This is a genomic window from Cupriavidus sp. GW821-FHT07C08 (assembly GCF_059419025.1).
Map to the genome: position 1 here is coordinate 191,352 of NZ_JBWKQZ010000009.1, position 15,938 is coordinate 207,289.

The 15,938-nt window shown below is 67.2% G+C and carries 14 protein-coding genes and 1 riboswitch; of the genes, 4 read left to right on the plus strand and 10 right to left on the minus strand.

The features are described 5' to 3' along the window. The first annotated feature begins 166 nt into the window (after positions 1 to 166). Positions 167 to 1,021, plus strand: coding sequence for a mechanosensitive ion channel family protein (locus AC07UK_RS14530; RefSeq protein ID WP_436223484.1), 855 nt, complete (start codon positions 167 to 169; stop codon positions 1,019 to 1,021). A 19-nt stretch (positions 1,022 to 1,040) separates the two neighbouring features. On the opposite strand, the gene AC07UK_RS14535 is transcribed toward AC07UK_RS14530, so the two are convergent. Next, positions 1,041 to 2,246, minus strand: coding sequence for a Bcr/CflA family multidrug efflux MFS transporter (locus AC07UK_RS14535; protein WP_436223485.1), 1,206 nt, complete (start codon positions 2,244 to 2,246; stop codon positions 1,041 to 1,043). Positions 2,247 to 2,632: 386 nt separating this feature from the next. Here AC07UK_RS14535 and AC07UK_RS14540 point away from each other — a divergent pair, with 386 nt between their 5' ends. Further along, positions 2,633 to 3,220, plus strand: a complete 588-nt coding sequence (locus AC07UK_RS14540; RefSeq protein WP_114134757.1) for a hypothetical protein — start codon at positions 2,633 to 2,635, stop codon at positions 3,218 to 3,220. A 106-nt stretch (positions 3,221 to 3,326) separates the two neighbouring features. Here the strand turns inward: AC07UK_RS14540 and mdoH are convergent, their stop codons facing one another. The 3 genes from mdoH to AC07UK_RS14555 form a co-directional block, all read right to left on the minus strand. Continuing rightward, positions 3,327 to 5,939, minus strand: a complete 2,613-nt coding sequence (gene mdoH / locus AC07UK_RS14545; protein ID WP_436223487.1) for a glucans biosynthesis glucosyltransferase MdoH — start codon at positions 5,937 to 5,939, stop codon at positions 3,327 to 3,329. Then, complete coding sequence (locus AC07UK_RS14550; protein WP_436223488.1) at positions 5,912 to 7,510, minus strand: glucan biosynthesis protein G; 1,599 nt, start codon at positions 7,508 to 7,510, stop codon at positions 5,912 to 5,914. Before AC07UK_RS14550 ends, mdoH begins: the two co-directional genes overlap by 28 nt. Before the next feature lie 367 nt (positions 7,511 to 7,877). After that, the gene (locus tag AC07UK_RS14555; RefSeq protein ID WP_114134759.1) at positions 7,878 to 8,249 is read right to left on the minus strand and encodes a hypothetical protein; all 372 of its coding nucleotides are present in this window, start codon (positions 8,247 to 8,249) and stop codon (positions 7,878 to 7,880) included. Positions 8,250 to 8,450: 201 nt separating this feature from the next. Here AC07UK_RS14555 and AC07UK_RS14560 point away from each other — a divergent pair, with 201 nt between their 5' ends. Continuing rightward, the gene (locus AC07UK_RS14560) at positions 8,451 to 8,882 is read left to right on the plus strand and encodes an RT0821/Lpp0805 family surface protein (RefSeq protein WP_436223490.1); all 432 of its coding nucleotides are present in this window, start codon (positions 8,451 to 8,453) and stop codon (positions 8,880 to 8,882) included. 29 nt (positions 8,883 to 8,911) lie between these two features. On the opposite strand, the gene AC07UK_RS14565 is transcribed toward AC07UK_RS14560, so the two are convergent. From AC07UK_RS14565 to ribB, 4 genes are all read right to left on the minus strand, one after another. After that, positions 8,912 to 10,567 (minus strand): mechanosensitive ion channel family protein, encoded by a 1,656-nt coding sequence (locus AC07UK_RS14565; RefSeq protein ID WP_494685712.1) that lies wholly within the window; start codon positions 10,565 to 10,567, stop codon positions 8,912 to 8,914. Positions 10,568 to 11,013: 446 nt separating this feature from the next. After that, a complete protein-coding gene (locus AC07UK_RS14570; protein ID WP_013952860.1) occupies positions 11,014 to 11,247 on the minus strand; it encodes a hypothetical protein in 234 nt (77 codons plus the stop codon). Between the two features lie 175 nt (positions 11,248 to 11,422). Then, positions 11,423 to 12,010: a surface-adhesin E family protein gene (locus tag AC07UK_RS14575; RefSeq protein WP_436223492.1), complete on the minus strand. Its 588-nt coding sequence runs from the start codon at positions 12,008 to 12,010 to the stop codon at positions 11,423 to 11,425. A 105-nt stretch (positions 12,011 to 12,115) separates the two neighbouring features. Next, complete coding sequence (gene ribB / locus AC07UK_RS14580) at positions 12,116 to 12,799, minus strand: 3,4-dihydroxy-2-butanone-4-phosphate synthase (RefSeq protein WP_013952858.1); 684 nt, start codon at positions 12,797 to 12,799, stop codon at positions 12,116 to 12,118. A gap of 171 nt (positions 12,800 to 12,970) precedes the next feature. After that, positions 12,971 to 13,129: riboswitch (FMN riboswitch) on the minus strand. Positions 13,130 to 13,397: 268 nt separating this feature from the next. Here ribB and AC07UK_RS14585 point away from each other — a divergent pair. Next, positions 13,398 to 13,988 (plus strand): acyloxyacyl hydrolase, encoded by a 591-nt coding sequence (locus AC07UK_RS14585; protein ID WP_494685711.1) that lies wholly within the window; start codon positions 13,398 to 13,400, stop codon positions 13,986 to 13,988. Here the strand turns inward: AC07UK_RS14585 and AC07UK_RS14590 are convergent. Beyond that, entirely contained in the window at positions 13,963 to 14,856 is an 894-nt protein-coding gene (locus AC07UK_RS14590) for a helix-turn-helix domain-containing protein (RefSeq protein ID WP_436223494.1), read from the minus strand. The genes AC07UK_RS14585 and AC07UK_RS14590 overlap by 26 nt on opposite strands. A gap of 36 nt (positions 14,857 to 14,892) precedes the next feature. Further along, complete coding sequence (locus AC07UK_RS14595; RefSeq protein ID WP_494685710.1) at positions 14,893 to 15,882, minus strand: LysR family transcriptional regulator; 990 nt, start codon at positions 15,880 to 15,882, stop codon at positions 14,893 to 14,895. Positions 15,883 to 15,938 lie beyond the last annotated feature (56 nt).

Here is a 15,938-nt window from a genome sequence, read left to right on the forward strand (position 1 = left end):
CTTGTCTTAACAATAATTTGCTTGCGCTTCCGGTACGGCGTCTCAATAATTGCCGTGCCCATGTATTGCGCCGCAACAGCGCGCAGGGCTAGCACATCGCTGCCGGCTGAATCGGGGAATGTTGTGCCGGCGGCCGGCCGGACACCAACATGAGAGGACTACGCCGATGGATGCCACTACCTTCGATAACCTCAAGGCCCTGGTTGTCACCTACGCGACGGAATTCGGGGTCAAGATCCTGGCGGCCCTTGCCTTCTGGGTCATCGGCCGCTGGCTGATCCACTTTGTCGTGCGCATGGTGCAGAACGCGCTCGGCAAGCAGCAGGTCGATCCCACGCTGCTGCGCTATGTCGGCTCGATCGTCACCGTGACGCTGAACGTGGTGCTGGTGATCGGCATCCTCGGCTACTTCGGCATCCAGACCACGACCTTTGCCGCACTGATCGCCGCCGCTGGCGTGGCCATCGGCATGGCCTGGTCGGGATTGATGGCGAACTTCGCTGCCGGCGCGTTCCTGGTGGTGCTGCGCCCGTTCAAGGTGGGAGACTTCGTGACAATCGGCGGCGTGACCGGCACGGTGCGCGAGATCGGCCTGTTCGCAACCTCGCTCGACACACCGGACAATGTGCAGACCGTGGTCGGCAACAACAAGATCTTCAGCGATACCATCCAGAACTTCACGGCCAACCCGTACCGGCGCGTGGAACTGAAAGCGCAGCTTGCCGGCAGCACCGACACCGCCCATGCGGCAACGCTGCTGAAGACCCGCATCGCGGAGATCCCCAACGTGCTGGCCGAGCCCCCGGTCGATGTCGAGATCCTGGAGTTCACGCTGGTCGGCCCGGTGCTGGCGGTGCGTCCGCACTGCCACAATGACCACTACTGGCAAGTCTATTTCGATACCAACCGCATCATCCGCGAGAGCTTCGGCCAGGCCGGCTATGCCGCGCCGATGCCGGCGCAGATGGTGGTGGTGCAACAGGCTGCCGCGCAGCAGGCCGCCTCGCAACAGGCCGCCTGACGACGGCTCGCGGCCGGTGTCAGCGGGGGCCTGAGCGCCCGTAGTAGCGCATCAGCACCGCGCCCGCGCCGCAGGCCGCCATCACCACGCCCAGCGGCAGCGCGGTGCCGTCGCGCCACAGGCTGACGGCCGCGCCGCCCAACGTCCCGAGTGAAAACTGCAGCGTGCCCATCAGGGCCGAGGCCGTGCCGGCGCGATGGCCCTGATGGGCGAGCGACAGTGCCGACGCATTCGGCGATACGCAGCCGAGCGCGCCGATAAAGACGAAGAAGCCCGCCAGCAGCACCGGCAGCACCGCCACGCCTGCAAGCGCGGCAACAGCCAGCGCCAGGCCCGCCGCAAAGGCCGCCAGCAGCGCGCCCCCGAGCACCTGATCGAGCGAGCGGCCGCGCACCAGCCTGGCGTTGAGCTGCGACATCGTGATCAGGCCCAGCGCATTGGCGCCGAACACAAAACCGTAGTGAGACGGCGCGATGCCGTGCAGCTCGATCAGCACGAACGGCGAGCCGGAGATATACGCGAACATGCCCGCCGAGCCGAAACCGGCAGACAGCGAGTAGCCGAGGAATTCGCGATCCCGCAGCAGCTCGGCATAGCTTTTCGCCACGGTGCCGAGCCGCAGCGGCGCCGCATGGCGCCGGTCCAGCGATTCTTCCATGCGCAGGTGGACCAGCAGCAGGATCAGCACCCCGGCCGCCGCCAGCACCCAGAAGATCGTGCGCCAGCCCGATACCGAGAGAATGGCGCCACCGACGATCGGTGCCAGGATCGGCGCAACCCCCATCACCAGCATCAGCGACGAGAAGGCGCGCGCCGACTCATGCGCCTCAAGCCGGTCGCGGATTACCGCGCGTGCCATCACCATGCCGGCGCAGCCGCCCAGCGCCTGCAGGAAGCGCCACAGCATCAGCGACTCCACGCTGCGTGCCAGCGCGCAGCCCACCGCGGCGGCCACGTAGAGGCACAGGCCGACATAGAGCGGCGGCTTGCGCCCGAAGCGGTCGCTGAACGGCCCATAGAAGGCCTGCCCCAGCGCCAGCCCCACCAGGAATGTGCCGAGGGTAAGCTGCACCTGGCCGATGTCCACGCCGAGATCGCCAGCCAGCGACGGAAAACTCGGCAGGTACATGTCGATCGACAACGGCGCGATCGCCATCAGCGAACCGCAGATCAGAAGCCAGGCAGGAAAGCGCGCGGGAGAAGCCGCGCTGGTGGAACGGGGCATGGAAAGTATCCGGGGGAACGGCGTTGTCACGCACGGCCAGCCTGCTTGCGGCCCGCGCCTGCAACCCGTGAAAAGGCGCAATTGTTGCATAGCATAACGAAGGCGGTACGGCCCTGGCGTGCAGGGCTTTGAAACAGTCGTTCAGAAAAACTGCCCTGCCGAGGTCGGGTCCGATGGTGCTGGCGAAGTTGGCGCTATTGGTGAATAGTGAGGTCAGGTCATTTGCGATCACGGCAGCGCGACTCGGCGCTGCAGATGCCCTTGCCGGGTGGCGCGGCTTTCACCTGCGGCAAGGTGGAGGGTACAATGCCAGCCTGTCGGCGCAAGCCACACCGTCGGCCACGCAGAGACGGACGACAGTATCGGTCCCGGCAACGTTAGCCTGCATGAGAATACGACACACGCCGCTTCCCGCTTCGCTAGGCCCGGCCGCACTCGCGGCTGCGCTGCTGTTGCCGCTGCCCCTGCCCGGCAACGCCGCGCCGGTGCAGGCGCGCAATGTCGCCGCCTCGGCGCCGGCCCCTGCGATCGATGAGGCCGACCCGCTGTCACGCATGCTCAAGGGCGCTGCCACCGGCCAGAACACCGGCGCCGCCGGCGTGCCTGAATTGCTGCGCAACACCACGCGGCCCGACAACGTGCTGGCACGCGCCTGCCGCCAGCTCAACGACGCCCTGCCGATCGAAATCGACGGCGAAACGCGGCTGCGCCGCTGCCAGTCGATCCCCGGCAAGCATGTGCTGTTCCAGCTGGAGCTCACCAACTACCGCGGGCCGATGCTGGACCTGGCCAGCTTCGAGGTCAACTACGCCGCGCCGCTGCAGCGCAATATCTGCGCCAACCGCGACGTCGAGATCCTGACCAAGCTTGGCATCAGCCTGATGTTCCGCTACATGACGCGCAAGGACCGTGGCGAGCGCCGCATCGGCGATGTCTACATCAACGCGCCCATCTGCACGGCGGCGCTGCGCTAGCCAACACAAACAAGAATCGATTGCAATTGACGCGGGACGGCATGCCGCCCGCGCAAAAGAAAGACGGCCCGCAGATGCGGGCCTTTTTTGTTTGGGTTAGTCCCGCTCAGGCAGCGCGCGGGCGCAGCGGCAGCACGTTGGCCGCACGCCGCACCAGGATGCGCGTGTCCTTCCAGCCGGCATCGGCCAGCGGCGAGCCCCACACCAGTTCATGCAGGCGTGCCAGTGCAAACGGATTGCCCAGCAGCACATGCTTCTGCGCCGGGGTCAGCGCGCGCGGGCCATGCGTGAGCGCATGCTCGACCAGGGCCTCATGGCGCCTGCGTGCCGATTCCGGCTGCACCACGCGCGGCGTGGCGGTCGCGCACATCAGCGCATTGGTAACCGGGTCCACCACGGCATCGACAAAGTCAGGCGTTTCGGCCGCGGCTTCGACATGCTGTTGCGTCTCGACGATCTCCCGCGGTACCTGCGTCTCCTCAGGGATCATGAAGAGGCCCGCATTGCGCGAGGCACGACCGAACGACACCCGCGACAGCATCACCGACAACGGGATCGACAGCGCCAGCGAGCCCACGATCGGCAACAGCCACAGCACGTAGGACGGATTCAGCCAGTACACCAGACCACCCCAGGCCAGGCCCAGCGCGGTGTGCCAGCCGTGGCGGCGGAACGCTTCGCCCCAGGTGGTCTCGGTGTCTTCGCGCGGGGGCGACTTCCACGAGATGCCCCAGCCGCTGTATGCGGCGATCACGAACTTGGTATGGAACAGCATGCGCGTGGGCGCCAGCAGCGCGGACAGCAGCACCTCGATCAGCATGCTGGCAATCAGCTGCACCGCCCCGCCATAACGCCGCGCCTGCTTCATCAGCAGCACCACGCTGGCCAGCTTGGGCAGGAACAGCAGCGTGGCCGTGGCAGAGAACAAGGCCAGCGCCTTCTCCGGATGCCATTCGGGCCAGGTCGGGAACAGCTGGTATTGCTGCGTGAAATACTCCGGCGGCACCAGCGCGTGCTTGGCCAGCATCGCCGTGGACAGCAGCAGGAACAGCAGCCACAGCGGCGCCGACAGGTAGGCCATGATGCCGGTCAGGAACACCGCGCGGTGCACCACGTGGAAGCCCTGCTTGAGCCACAGCCTGAAGTTCATCAGGTTGCCCTGGCACCAGCGGCGGTCGCGCTTGACCTCGTCCAGCAGGTTGGGCGGCAGTTCTTCGTACGAGCCTTCCAGGTCGTAGGCGATCCACACGCCCCAGCCGGCACGGCGCATCAGCGCGGCTTCGACAAAGTCGTGCGACAGGATCTCACCCGACAGCGGGCCGCGGCCGGGCAACGGCGCCAGCGCGCAGTGCTCGATGAACGGGTGCACGCGGATGATGGCGTTATGGCCCCAGTAGTGCGATTCACCCAGCTGCCAGTAATGCAGGCCGGCCGTGAACAGCGGCCCGTACACGCGCGTGGCGAACTGCTGCACGCGCGCGTACAGGGTCTCGCGGCCCACTGCCAGGGGGGCGGACTGGATGATGCCCGCGCCGGGGTTGGCTTCCATCAGCCGCACCAGCGTGGCCAGGCAGTCGCCGCTCATCACGCTGTCGGCATCGAGCACCACCATGTAGCGGTACTTGCTGCCCCAGCGGCGGCAGAAGTCGGCCACGTTGCCGGTCTTGCGCTTCACGCGGTGGCGGCGCCAGCGGTAGAAGATGCGGCCGAAGCCGCCGACGGCGCGGCACAGCTCCATCCACGCGTCATGCTCGGCGGTGCGCAGGTCCGGATTGCCACTGTCCGACAGCACGATGAAATCGAAGTTGGACAGGTGACTGGTGCGCGCCAGCGATTCATAGGTGGCGCGCAGCCCGGCGAACACGCGCGTCACGTCCTCATTGCAGATCGGCATGATGATCGCGGTGCGCGCCTCGGGCGCGATCGGCCCGTCGGGCGCGGCCGAGCGCGAGATCAGGTGGCGGTCGCCGCCCTTGGCCAGCACCAGGAAGCCCATCATCGCCGTCCAGAAACCGGCCGACACCCATGAGAACAGGACGGCGAACAGCACCAGGATGGCGATCTCGAGCGGATCGGCGCCATGGTACGGCAGCACATTGCTCATGAAGTACGTGGCCAGCACGGTCTGGATCACGACCAGGCCCAGCAGGAACCAGCGGCGGTGCGAGCCGGCCGGATGCCATTTGCCTTCGGCATCGGGACCGTCGTGCAGCGTGTCCCAGGTCTCGGGCACGGGCGGGCGGCCCAGCATGCGGCGCCAGGTATTGCGCAGCCAGCCGGTGACAATATGCGGCGGCCACTGGCGCGGCACCATCGAGCTGCGCTCGGGCTCGGGGCCGGTGTCGACCTTCACGGTGCCGTCTTCGCGCCGCTGCAGCAGCGGTGCGCCATCCACCTGGGGATTGCCGTATGCCATCGTGAAACGCCGGCCGACGGAGGCGTAGGCACTGCCGCCTTGCGCGGGCGGCGGGTCCTTGGCCGCCAGGCGCGACTGCAGGCGCGTGATCGCGTCCTGCGCATCGCGGCCGTCGGCGGTAACGGCGATCACGGGGGCAACGGATGCCACGGGCGTGACCGGTGCGACCGGCGTCGCGGGCGCGCCGTCTGCCAGCAGTTCGCTGCGCACTTCAGGCGATACCGGCAGGCGGTCGACATAGCGCTCGCATGCCGCCGCCTTGGCCGGTCGCTGCTTTAGCCTGGGGGTAAGATGTAGCTCCATGTCTCGGATAGGGTTGTATTGCCGTTGCGAAGATAGCCGCGCAACTCAACCGGCTTGGTTTCGTCCTTGCGGCGCATCACCATGGTCATGCGCCAGCCGCCGGTCGCCTCATTGCGCTGCACCGACGTTTTCAGCAGCTCACCGTTGGCATCGGCCGAAACCACCGGGTCGATGCGCACGTTCGCCGGCAGCTTGCCGAAGGCCGGGCCTTCGAAGTCCACCACCAGCGAAAAGCTTGTGTCTTCCTTGTTGCGGGTCTGGCCCTGCCCCAGGCGGGTCTGGGTCACCCACGACAGCGGCGGCTGTTGTTCGCCGTCCTTCTGCCACAGCAGCCGGTACTCATAGTCGAAGGGTTGCTTCGGCTTGGGCGGGTTGTCCGGCACCCAGTACGCGACGATGTTGTCATTGGTCTCGTCCGGCGTCGGGATCAGCACCAGCTCTACCCGGCCCGAGCCCCAGTTGCCGCGCGGCTGCACCCAGCCACTGGGCCGGCGCTCATACCATGAGCCGATCTCCTGATAGTTGTTGAAGGTGCGGTCGCGCTGCATCAGCCCGAAGCCCTGCGGATTGGTCGCCGCGAACGAGGTGACCAGCAAGCGCTTGGGATTGACCAGCGGGCGCCAGACCCATTCGCCGGTGCCCAGGTGGATCGACAGGCCGTCAGAGTCATGCACCTCGGGCCGGAAATCCTGCGCGGCCGACGGCTGGTTCTCGCCGAACAGGAACATGCTGGTCAGCGGCGCCAGGCCCAGCTTGGTCACGTTCTCGCGCAGGTAGAGGCGCGACTTGACCTCCATCGCGGTCTCGGCGCCGGGCTTGATGGTGAAACGGTACGCGCCGCTCATGCGGCGCGAATCCATCAGCGCGTAGATCGTGATCTCCTTGGCATTGGGGCCGGGACGCTCGATCCAGTATTCGACAAAGCGCGGGAACTCCTCGCCCGAATTGAGCGCGGTGTCGACCGCCAGGCCGCGTGCCGACAACCCGTACCACTGGTCCTTGCCCAGCGCGCGGAAATAGCTCGCGCCCAGGAACGACGCCAGCTCATCCTTGCGCTTGCCCTGGTTCAGCGGATACAGGATGCGGAAGCCTGCGAAGCCCAGGCCCTTGAGCTTGCCGGCATCGACCTTGTGCGGGCCGTAGTTGAACGCGGACGGGTCGAAGCGGAATTCACGCACGCTGTCGCCCACCACTTCATGGATACGCACGGGCTGGTCGAACACCATGCCTTCGTGGAAGAAAGACAGCTCGAACGGCGCGCGCGTGCCGCGCCAGGCAAAGCGCTCGGGCTTGTATTCGATCTCGCGGTAGCGCTCGTATGACAGCTCGCGCAGCTCGCGCGGCAGGTTCTGCGGCGGCGCCTTGTAGGGCGAGGCCGCCAGCTGGCGCGCGCGCGCCGCCACGGTGTCGAAATCGAACGCATGGGCTGCCATGGCACACAGCGCCAGCGCACTGCCACCAAGCCAGGCTGCGATCCGCACACCCGCCCGCGCAGTGCGGCGGCGAGCCCCCGGCCCGGCAATGGGCAAGGCATGGGTAGCGGACAGGCGTGGCGTGGCGATCTGTGACATGTATGCCAGGGTGAGCGGTTGAATCGGGGTGACCGGCATCGGCGGTCGGAACGAAGGACGACACAGCAAGAGACGGGCCCGGCGCCGAGTGGCGAGACCCGGACACGAGGCAGACGGCCCGCGGGGCACTGTGTCCGGTTTGTTGCGATGCGCAATAAACCATAACAATTCGAGACGCAGAAGTCACGTTTCGATCACGCAAGGTTTGAAACAAAATGTTGGCCAGGTTGCCCGAAAGCCGCTCCGGACAAGGCTTTGCGGGCGCCGGGGTCACACGGCCGCAAGCCCCGGCGAGGCCAACACCTGCCGGCCATGAGAATCTGGTGGAGATCGGGGCCGGCCGGCAGCCGGCCCATTTAATACAGTGTTACTTTTTAGCCCCTTCGCTGTACGGATCGAACTTGCCGCTCTTGGCGCCTTCGGAATACGGGTCGAACTTCCCGCTCTTCATGCCACCCTGGCTGTATGAGTCGAAGGACTTCTGCGCGCCGCCCTGGATCGGCTCCATCTGGTCAGGGCGGGCACCCGGGTTCAACGAGGTCACGTTGTCGCTTTTTGCGCCATCCGAGTACGGGCTGAATTTGTCCTGCTTGGCACCATCGGAGTAGGGACTGAACTGGTCTTGCTTGGCGCCGTCGGTGTAGGGATTGAACTTGTCGGCCTTGCCTGTGGTCTGGGCGTGCAGCGTGCCGAATGCGCAGGCAAGTGCCAGGCCGATGGTCAGATAGCGCAGCTTCATGGGATCTCCTCTCGCGGGGGGAAAGGCGCTTGCCGTGCAAAGCGCACAGCAGGCTCCGCTGCCGGCCAACGCGAAGCGCGGGGGCAACAATCAACGCTAGGTCAGCGGCTGGCACGTGTCAACCGCACCGCGCGCTGCTGCGGCGCTGCATTGCGCTTACAATGCCACCCAAATGCCACCACGAAGCCACAAGGAATCGTCATGCTGCCTCGGCCATCCGACCCTACCGCCAGCCCTGTCCGCCCTGCCCTGCGCGCCGCCGTCACTGGCGCGCTTGGTGCCGCCCTGCTGTTTGCCGCGGCGGCACCGGCGCAGGCGTACTTCGACAATTACCTGAGCGGCACCATCATCGGCACGCTCAACGACAAGGAAGGCGCGTCGCTGGCCAAGTCAGTGCGCACGGCACTGAACGATACGGCCGACGGCAAGACCGTTGAATGGACGTTCCCCGCGGCGGGGCGGCGCAAGCAGATCGACGGCACCATCACGCCGATCGAAAGCAAGACCGACAAGGGCCAGCCCTGCCGGCGCCTGAAGTCCGATCTCAAGCGCGGCAGCGCTGAAGAGCATTGGAGCGGGTGGTTCTGCAAGCAGTCCAACGGACAATGGAAGTCGCGCCAGGTGGCTGACTAAGCGGCGCTGATCGCTCGCGCAGCCGGCGTTCATGCCGCGCGCGACGGCGCGCGATGCGGCCGCGCTGCCGGATCGACCTGCGGCGACCCTGGTTCCTCGTACCACCTGGTCCCGGGCACGTAGACGGTCTTGTCCGGCTGCGCCATGAAATGCGGCGACATGATCTGCACGCCGTGGGTGTTGAACTGATCCTGGATCGCCGCGTGCAGCGCCGACAGCGCGTAGAAGCGATTGCGCGGATGGTCCAGCGCGCAGAACAGTTCGTACTCGACGTAGAAGTCGGACAGCCCCCGCTGCAGCACGAATGACGTGGGCGACGGCGCGATATGCGCCGCTTCGCCGGCGGCTGCCAGCAGCATCGCATGGACCTGCCGCCAGGGCGTGTCGTAACCGATCGTGACCGAAGTCGAGATCAGCGCAGCCTGCCAGCCTTCCTGTGTGCGGGGATCACGCACGCTGCCGTGCCGGGTGTAGTTATGGATGGCACTGCCGACCACCACCGCGTTGGGCAGCGTCACCTCTTCATTGCGCAGGTTGATCACCTTCACCGAGAGCGCGTCCAGCGAGGCCACGGTGCCCACCGTATCGCCGATGCAGACCATGTCGCCGCGTCGCAGCGCACGCGAATACACCACCACCATGCCGCTCATCAGCTGGTTGACCACATTGGCCGATCCCAGCGTCACCATGAAGCCGAGCAGCACCGACAGCCCCTTGAAGACATCGCTCTCCGAGCCCGGGATATAGGGGTAGGCAAAGGTGAAGCCCAGCGCCCAGATCACCACCGCCGCCAGCCGCCGCGTGGCGCCCGCCGTCTCCGGATGCATGCCGGGCACCGTGATCTGGCCCTTCTGCACCGCCTTGAAGATATTCGACACCAGCCGCTGCACCGCGCGGGTAATCAGCAGGATCACCGCCACCGTGACCAGGCCCGGCACCGACGACACCATCGACAGCGCGATCTGCGACAGCAAGCCGACGATAAAGACGCCCATGCGGTCGCCCATGGGCTGGGTCAGCGGAAACTGCTCGAGCGCAAATTCCAGCCAGGCAAAGGCCAGCACCAGCACCAGCCCGATCGCCAGGATCTGCACGATGCGAGCAACCAGCTGGTAGAGCGCGCCGGTCCAGTCGAACTGGCCGCCGACGCGGTGCGCCAGGTGCCGCTCCAGTGCCACCTGCAGGCGGGCGCGCAGGGCCACGCCGGCTCGCGCCACGCCCCATGTCAGCGCGGCCAGCACGGCCAGGCCGAGCAGGCTCAGCGCGGCACCGCGCAGCAGGTTCGGCCAGTGCAGGTGCGCGCGCCGTGCGGCAATGGCCTGGCGCAGGCCCGCCGCGGTGCGCGTTGCGGCAGCTTCAAGCGTAAGGTGATCCTCCGGGGAGAGGTCTTGCGAGGTCAGCGCGAACAAGAGCCGGTCGCCCAGCCGGAAGGCGACCATCGGCGCATCGCCGAACGTGCCGCTGACCTGTCCGAGCGGCAGTGCCAGCTCGCTTTCCGTCAGGTCGTTGAACACCAGTTGCGCGCGCGAGACGCGCATGGCCGGGGTGGCACCCGCAATCTCGGCGCGCATGGTGGCGATGGGCCGGTCCATCAGGCGCAACTCGACCGCGGCCCCGCTGCGCACGGCAATCGGAGCCTGCACGGCCGCGACCTCGGACGCCGGCGCGGCCAGGCTGGCTTGCATCCACAGCGCGCCTATCATCCAGCCTAGTCCCGCCATCCAGAATGCCGTCAATCGCCGCCACCGCCGCCACACCGCTAGCGCTGCCATAAGACCGCTCCCGTCCGAGTTCGCCTGCGCCGGCGCGAGGGCTCCACGCCCCTGCCCGGCACAATGCCCGCAAGCATAGCGTGCGGCGGCGCAGGCGCAAAGCCGGCGCGGTGGCGGCCGCTTGCGGCAGCGGACGAAAAAAAAGGAGGCCGAAGCCTCCTGTTGCGATCCGCCCGACATGCCCGGCTTTATCCCCCCGGAAGACACGCAACGCGTGCCGCAGGGCTGTCCTGCGCGCGGCGGGTCCGCGCCATGCAGGCACGGCCGGCCATTATTTGCGTGGCGGCATGGCAGTCACGGACGCAGCCTGCATCCCCGCTTGCCGGGGAGCCGTGCGCCCGCCGCCATCGTCAGCGCGCTCAGGCGCCTTTGTTCTTCGTCGGATCCTTGGCCGCAGGCGCGTGGCTCTTCTTCTTGGTGCTGGTCTTCTTGGCCTTGGCCTTGCCGCTGTCTGCCTTGGCCGGCGCGGCCTTGTCAGTCGACGCTGCCGCCGGCGTGGCCGGGGTGGCAGGCGTCGCCGGAGTCGCAGGCGTCTGCGCCATCGCGCCCGCACCAAACATTGCCATCGACAGCATGACGATCCATTTCTTCATTTCCGTCTCCTCGTTTGCCCTGCAGATAGGTATGGCAGGGATGCCTGCCATGACTGACGCTTCTGGCTCGCGCCCTGTCACCAGCATCAACGAGGAAGGTTCGCGCGCCGTTGACCGGGACAAACCCTGATAGGGAGATGGATAGGGACCCGTGGTTCGCCGGTCGCCGCCAGGCTTACCTGCACAGCTTGCGCAGCAACTCCGCGGCAATCGTGCCGGGGCCAGCGACCTGGAAGGTGCCGTACTGCGGCGCGCGGATCGTATAGAGCGAGTCGCCGCGCGCAAAGCGCTTGCTGTAGAGCGTCTGCTCGACCACGGCGAACATGGACGTGGCGCAGTTCAGCACCATGCGCTTGAGCGACGAGCGGATCGGCTCGCCGCTGGCGGTGCGGATCACGCCCAACGGTGAGTTGCGCATCACCACCACGCCGACTTCGGTGCCCTGGCGGCGCACCGCGGACTGGTCGAAATAGGAAATCACGCCATTGGCACCCATCAGGGGAAGCCATCGCTGCGGATCGGGGGCGGCGGGATCGGGTGCCGCGACCAGCCGGCAGCCTTCCCTGGGCGTGGACCGGAATACCGTGCCGGAGCCGGCGACCTGGCACTCATACAGGCCAGCGGCGGCAGCCGGGCGGGTGGCGCTGGAGGGAACGGAGGACGGTGCCGGCACGGCGCTGCCTTCGGCATGCGCCAGCGGTGCGGCCAGTCCAAGCAGGCAGCCAGCAAACGTGGTTGCGTGCCTAAAAATGCGGAACATCATGGAATTGCCCTCATATAGACGGGAAAAAGCGATCCGCATTGTCGCACAGGAAGCACGCATCCCGGCGCGCTTGCATGCCGGAAATGCGTGCAGGCGACGACTTTTTTAGTCGCGCAGGCGCCGCCAAGCCACCAGGTCCTCGATGGTCAGCACCGGCAACTGATACATCTCGGCAAAGGCCAGCGCCTCCGGCCGGCGTGCCATGGTGCCATCGGGGTTCATCAGCTCGCACAGCACCGCGGCCGGCGACAGGCCTGCCATGCGGGCCAGGTCGACCGAGCCCTCGGTATGGCCGCGGCGCACCAGCACGCCGCCGTCGCGCGCCACCAGCGGAAACACATGGCCCGGGCTGACCACCGCATCGGTGCCCGCGTCCCCGGCAATGGCGGCGCGGATGGTGGTGATGCGATCGGCGGCGCTGACCCCCGTGCTGACGCCTTCGCGGGCCTCGATCGATACCGTGAAAGCGGTGCCGTACTGGCTGCGGTTGTGCTCGACCATCGGCCGCAGGCCGAGGCTGCGCACCTTGTCTTCAGTCAGGCACAGGCAGACGATGCCGCTGCATTCGCGGATCATCATCGCCATGTTGGCGTTGGTCAGGCGCTCCGCGGCCAGGATCAGGTCGGCCTCGTTCTCGCGGTCGTCATCGTCGAGCAGCACGACCGGGCGGCCTTCGCGCATGGCCTCCAGCGCCTGCGCGATGCGCGCGGCCAGGGAACGGGGGTCGGCATCGGCGGCAAGATCCGCGGACACTTCGGGTACAACAGCTTCGGTGGAAAGGCTAGACATGAAACGCTCCTTGTTCAGCATCAATGGGCGTTCCAGGGGAAGGATCAACGGAGTTGCAGCGCCGCACGCCGCGCCTGAAGCGCAAGCACGAGCAGCCGCGCCCTGCGCGCGGCGCAAGGCAACAGCGAACCGCAAGGCCGGGCAAGGCGCCAGGCCGCGCGGGCAAGCTCCGTCCATCTTCTTTCATCCGGACTATGACCGTCGGCCCTGGCCTCTCACCAGGTCTGCTGACCTCGCACGGGAATGCGAGCGCTCGCGGGCTCGCCGGACACGCACTGCGCGCCGCGGCATACCGCCGGTGGGGACTTTCACCCCGCCCTGAAGACGTAACGAACCGGTGCGGCCATGTAGCCGGCACCGGCCGGCGAATGTTAGCACGATTGTTTTTTTTCCTCTCGCGGGCGCTCACCCACGTTCGGCCATGCCCGACCATCGCAAGGTGCCTTCCCGTGTACTACAAATAAGGGGGGAGGCAGCGCATGTGCAAGCGGTTCCCGCAGTGGCGGCCGCCTCATGCCTTGCCGGACAACAACGCAGCACCTCTTCATCCGTGCTTCCCATGCGCCGACACGAACAAGAAGCCAGACAAGACCGCCGTGTGAGTTGTTCCTCCTTCCATGCGCCCTGCCGGCGTGCGTGGCAACAGCGGGTGCGCCGCACCGTCGCCGCGGGCCTGCTTGCCCTGCCCTTGTGCCTGGGAGCGACGGCGCGCGCCGCGCCTGCCGTGCAGATTGGCTACGGCTTCGACAATGACAACGACGTGCAGAAGGCTGAGGTCGCCATGTTGTGGGATTCGGGCTTTGCGTGGGGCAATCCGCAAGGCTGGCAGGTTGACCTGCAATGGGAGGTCAACGTTGCACGCTGGCGCAGCAGCAGCGACAACCAACCCAATGACCTATGGGAGTTCGGTGCCTCGCCGGTGGTGCGGATCGCATGGTGGCGCCACACCTGGGTACCCTTCCTTGAGCTGTCGGTCGGGCCGCGCCTGCTAACCAGCACGCACACTTCGGCCGAGCACAACATTGCCACCGCCTTCCAGTTCTCGGACTACGCCGGGATCGGCCTGACAGTCGGCAAGGACCGGCGCTTTACCGCGGGCTACCGCTTCCAGCACCTGTCCAATGCCGGCATCAAGCAGCCCAATCCTGGCACCACCTTCCACGTCATTTACCTGCGCTACCACTTCTGAGCGCCGGCCGCTGCGGCGCGCCCTGCGTTTCAAACAGGGTGCGGGTGGCGTCGTCGGCCGGGAAGAAGCATTCGATGCGCAGCTCCTGCAGCGTGATGTCCTGGGGAATGCCGAGCGTGGTCAGGGTCGAGAACAGCGACGCGCGGAACGCACCCGCTTGCAGCACCACCGGCAGCAATGGCGCAGGCGGGCCATCGGTGCCGTCGTCCTCGCGCAGCAGCATGCCGCCTGGCCCCACCATGTCAGGATGCCAGGCGGCGATGCGCCCGAAGATCTCGCGTGCGGTCTGGTCGTGGGCCTGCACCTGCAGCTCCTGCCACACGCGCCGCAACAGGTAGCGCCCGACCTGGCGCGCGTTCTCGATCACCGGCCACAGGCCATCCGGATCAAACACGGTCAGCATCAGGTTGATCCTGTGGCTGCCTTCCGTCAGCGATGCCGGCGCGCGCCCGCCCAGCAGGGTATCGAGCATGCGCCGGTAGGTCGGGTTGGCATCCACCAGGTTCCAGAAGCGGTCCAGCACCACGGCCGGGTATGGCTCCTGCTTGGCCAGGATCAGCGCGATCGCCTGCTGCACCATCTGCAGCGGCGGCGAAGCCAGCGCGTGTTCGCTGTAGGCCGGGGCAAAGCCGCCGGCCAGCAGCAGCCGGTTGCGCTGGCGCAGCGGCACGCCCAGGCGCTCGGCCAGCGCCAGCACCATTTCACGGCTGGGGCGGGCGCGGCCGGATTCCAGGAAGGAGATGTGGCGCTGCGACACCCCGGCCGCCAGGGACAACGCCAGCTGGCTGTAGCCGCGCTTGCCGCGCCAGTAGCGCAGCAGGCCGGGGAAGTCGAGGGTGGCTTCGGAGGCGGGGGTCAGCGTTTCCATGGCATGCATTACAGCATGCGCCGCGGCGTATGACCATTACCTGGCAGGTAATGACTCCAATTCAGTCACCGCCTGCGGAGCGCCAGGCCCCGCCGCCCGCACTGCGTCGATCAGCAGGCGCATGGCCGGCGTCGCGGCCCGCCGCCGGCGCAGCACAATCCCATAGGGCACCAGCCGCCCTCGCATCGCCACCGGCAGGACCGCCAGCGCGCCCAGGGCGGCGAAATACTCCGCGATGGCACCCGGCACGACGGCAATGCGGTCGCTCTCCGCCAGCAGCGGCAGCGTGCCCATGATCGACGAGGTCTCGATGATGTCTTCCGGCAGCGGCACGCGGTTGTCGCGGAAGGTCTGGTCGATGATCTGCCACATCGGCACGGCCGCCGGCGGGATGATCCACGGATAGCCAGCCAGGGAAGCCAGCCTGACGCCGCGCTTGCCCGCCTGCGGATGGCCGGCGCGCGCCACGATGGCCAGCGACTCCTCGAACAGTGGCTCGAAGTCGAGATCGTCGGCCACCGTCCCTTCGGGGATGCGTCCGATCACCACGTCCAGCGCATCCTGCCGCAGCGCCTGCACCAGCACGTCGCTGGTATCGACCTGCATCACGATATGCAAATGCGGATAGCGCGCCTTGAGCGCGTTGATGACGCCGGACAGCACCGAAGGCACCGGGGCCAGGATCGAGCCGAGCCGCACCTTGCCCACCTCGCCCGCGGCGATGGCGGCAAATTCGTCATGCAGGGCATCCAGGTCGGCCAGCACCACGCGCGCGTAGCGGATCAGCGCCTCGCCGAACACCGTCGGCTCGATACCACGCGCATGGCGCGTGAACAGCAGCGTGCCGACCACGCTCTCGAGCTCGTGCAATGCCTTGGTGACGGCGGGCTGGGACAGCGCCATCTGTGCGGCGGCGCGCCGCAGCGAGCGGTGCTCGGCCAGGGCCAGGGCCAGGCGCAGATGCCGCATATGGAGGCGTTTGCGCAGGGTGGCGGCGCTGGAGAGGGTGGCTGGGAGGTCTGGCATGGTGGCCGGGGCTTCGGCGAAGATTGGGACTTATAGCATGCTTGTGATTGACAGGT

Bases quoted from the DNA above. Each gene is read 5' to 3' on its own strand.
- AC07UK_RS14530 (WP_436223484.1), top strand. From the start codon at position 167: ATGGATGCCACTACCTTCGATAACCTCAAGGCCCTGGTTGTCACCTAC.
- mdoH (WP_436223487.1), bottom strand. From the start codon at position 5,939: ATGGAGCTACATCTTACCCCCAGGCTAAAGCAGCGACCGGCCAAGGCG.
- AC07UK_RS14535 (WP_436223485.1), bottom strand. From the start codon at position 2,246: ATGCCCCGTTCCACCAGCGCGGCTTCTCCCGCGCGCTTTCCTGCCTGG.
- AC07UK_RS14550 (WP_436223488.1), bottom strand. From the start codon at position 7,510: ATGTCACAGATCGCCACGCCACGCCTGTCCGCTACCCATGCCTTGCCC.
- AC07UK_RS14560 (WP_436223490.1), top strand. From the start codon at position 8,451: ATGCTGCCTCGGCCATCCGACCCTACCGCCAGCCCTGTCCGCCCTGCC.
- AC07UK_RS14540 (WP_114134757.1), top strand. From the start codon at position 2,633: ATGAGAATACGACACACGCCGCTTCCCGCTTCGCTAGGCCCGGCCGCA.
- ribB (WP_013952858.1), bottom strand. From the start codon at position 12,799: ATGTCTAGCCTTTCCACCGAAGCTGTTGTACCCGAAGTGTCCGCGGAT.
- AC07UK_RS14555 (WP_114134759.1), bottom strand. From the start codon at position 8,249: ATGAAGCTGCGCTATCTGACCATCGGCCTGGCACTTGCCTGCGCATTC.
- AC07UK_RS14575 (WP_436223492.1), bottom strand. From the start codon at position 12,010: ATGATGTTCCGCATTTTTAGGCACGCAACCACGTTTGCTGGCTGCCTG.
- AC07UK_RS14595 (WP_494685710.1), bottom strand. From the start codon at position 15,882: ATGCCAGACCTCCCAGCCACCCTCTCCAGCGCCGCCACCCTGCGCAAA.
- AC07UK_RS14570 (WP_013952860.1), bottom strand. From the start codon at position 11,247: ATGAAGAAATGGATCGTCATGCTGTCGATGGCAATGTTTGGTGCGGGC.
- AC07UK_RS14565 (WP_494685712.1), bottom strand. From the start codon at position 10,567: ATGCAAGCCAGCCTGGCCGCGCCGGCGTCCGAGGTCGCGGCCGTGCAG.
- AC07UK_RS14590 (WP_436223494.1), bottom strand. From the start codon at position 14,856: ATGGAAACGCTGACCCCCGCCTCCGAAGCCACCCTCGACTTCCCCGGC.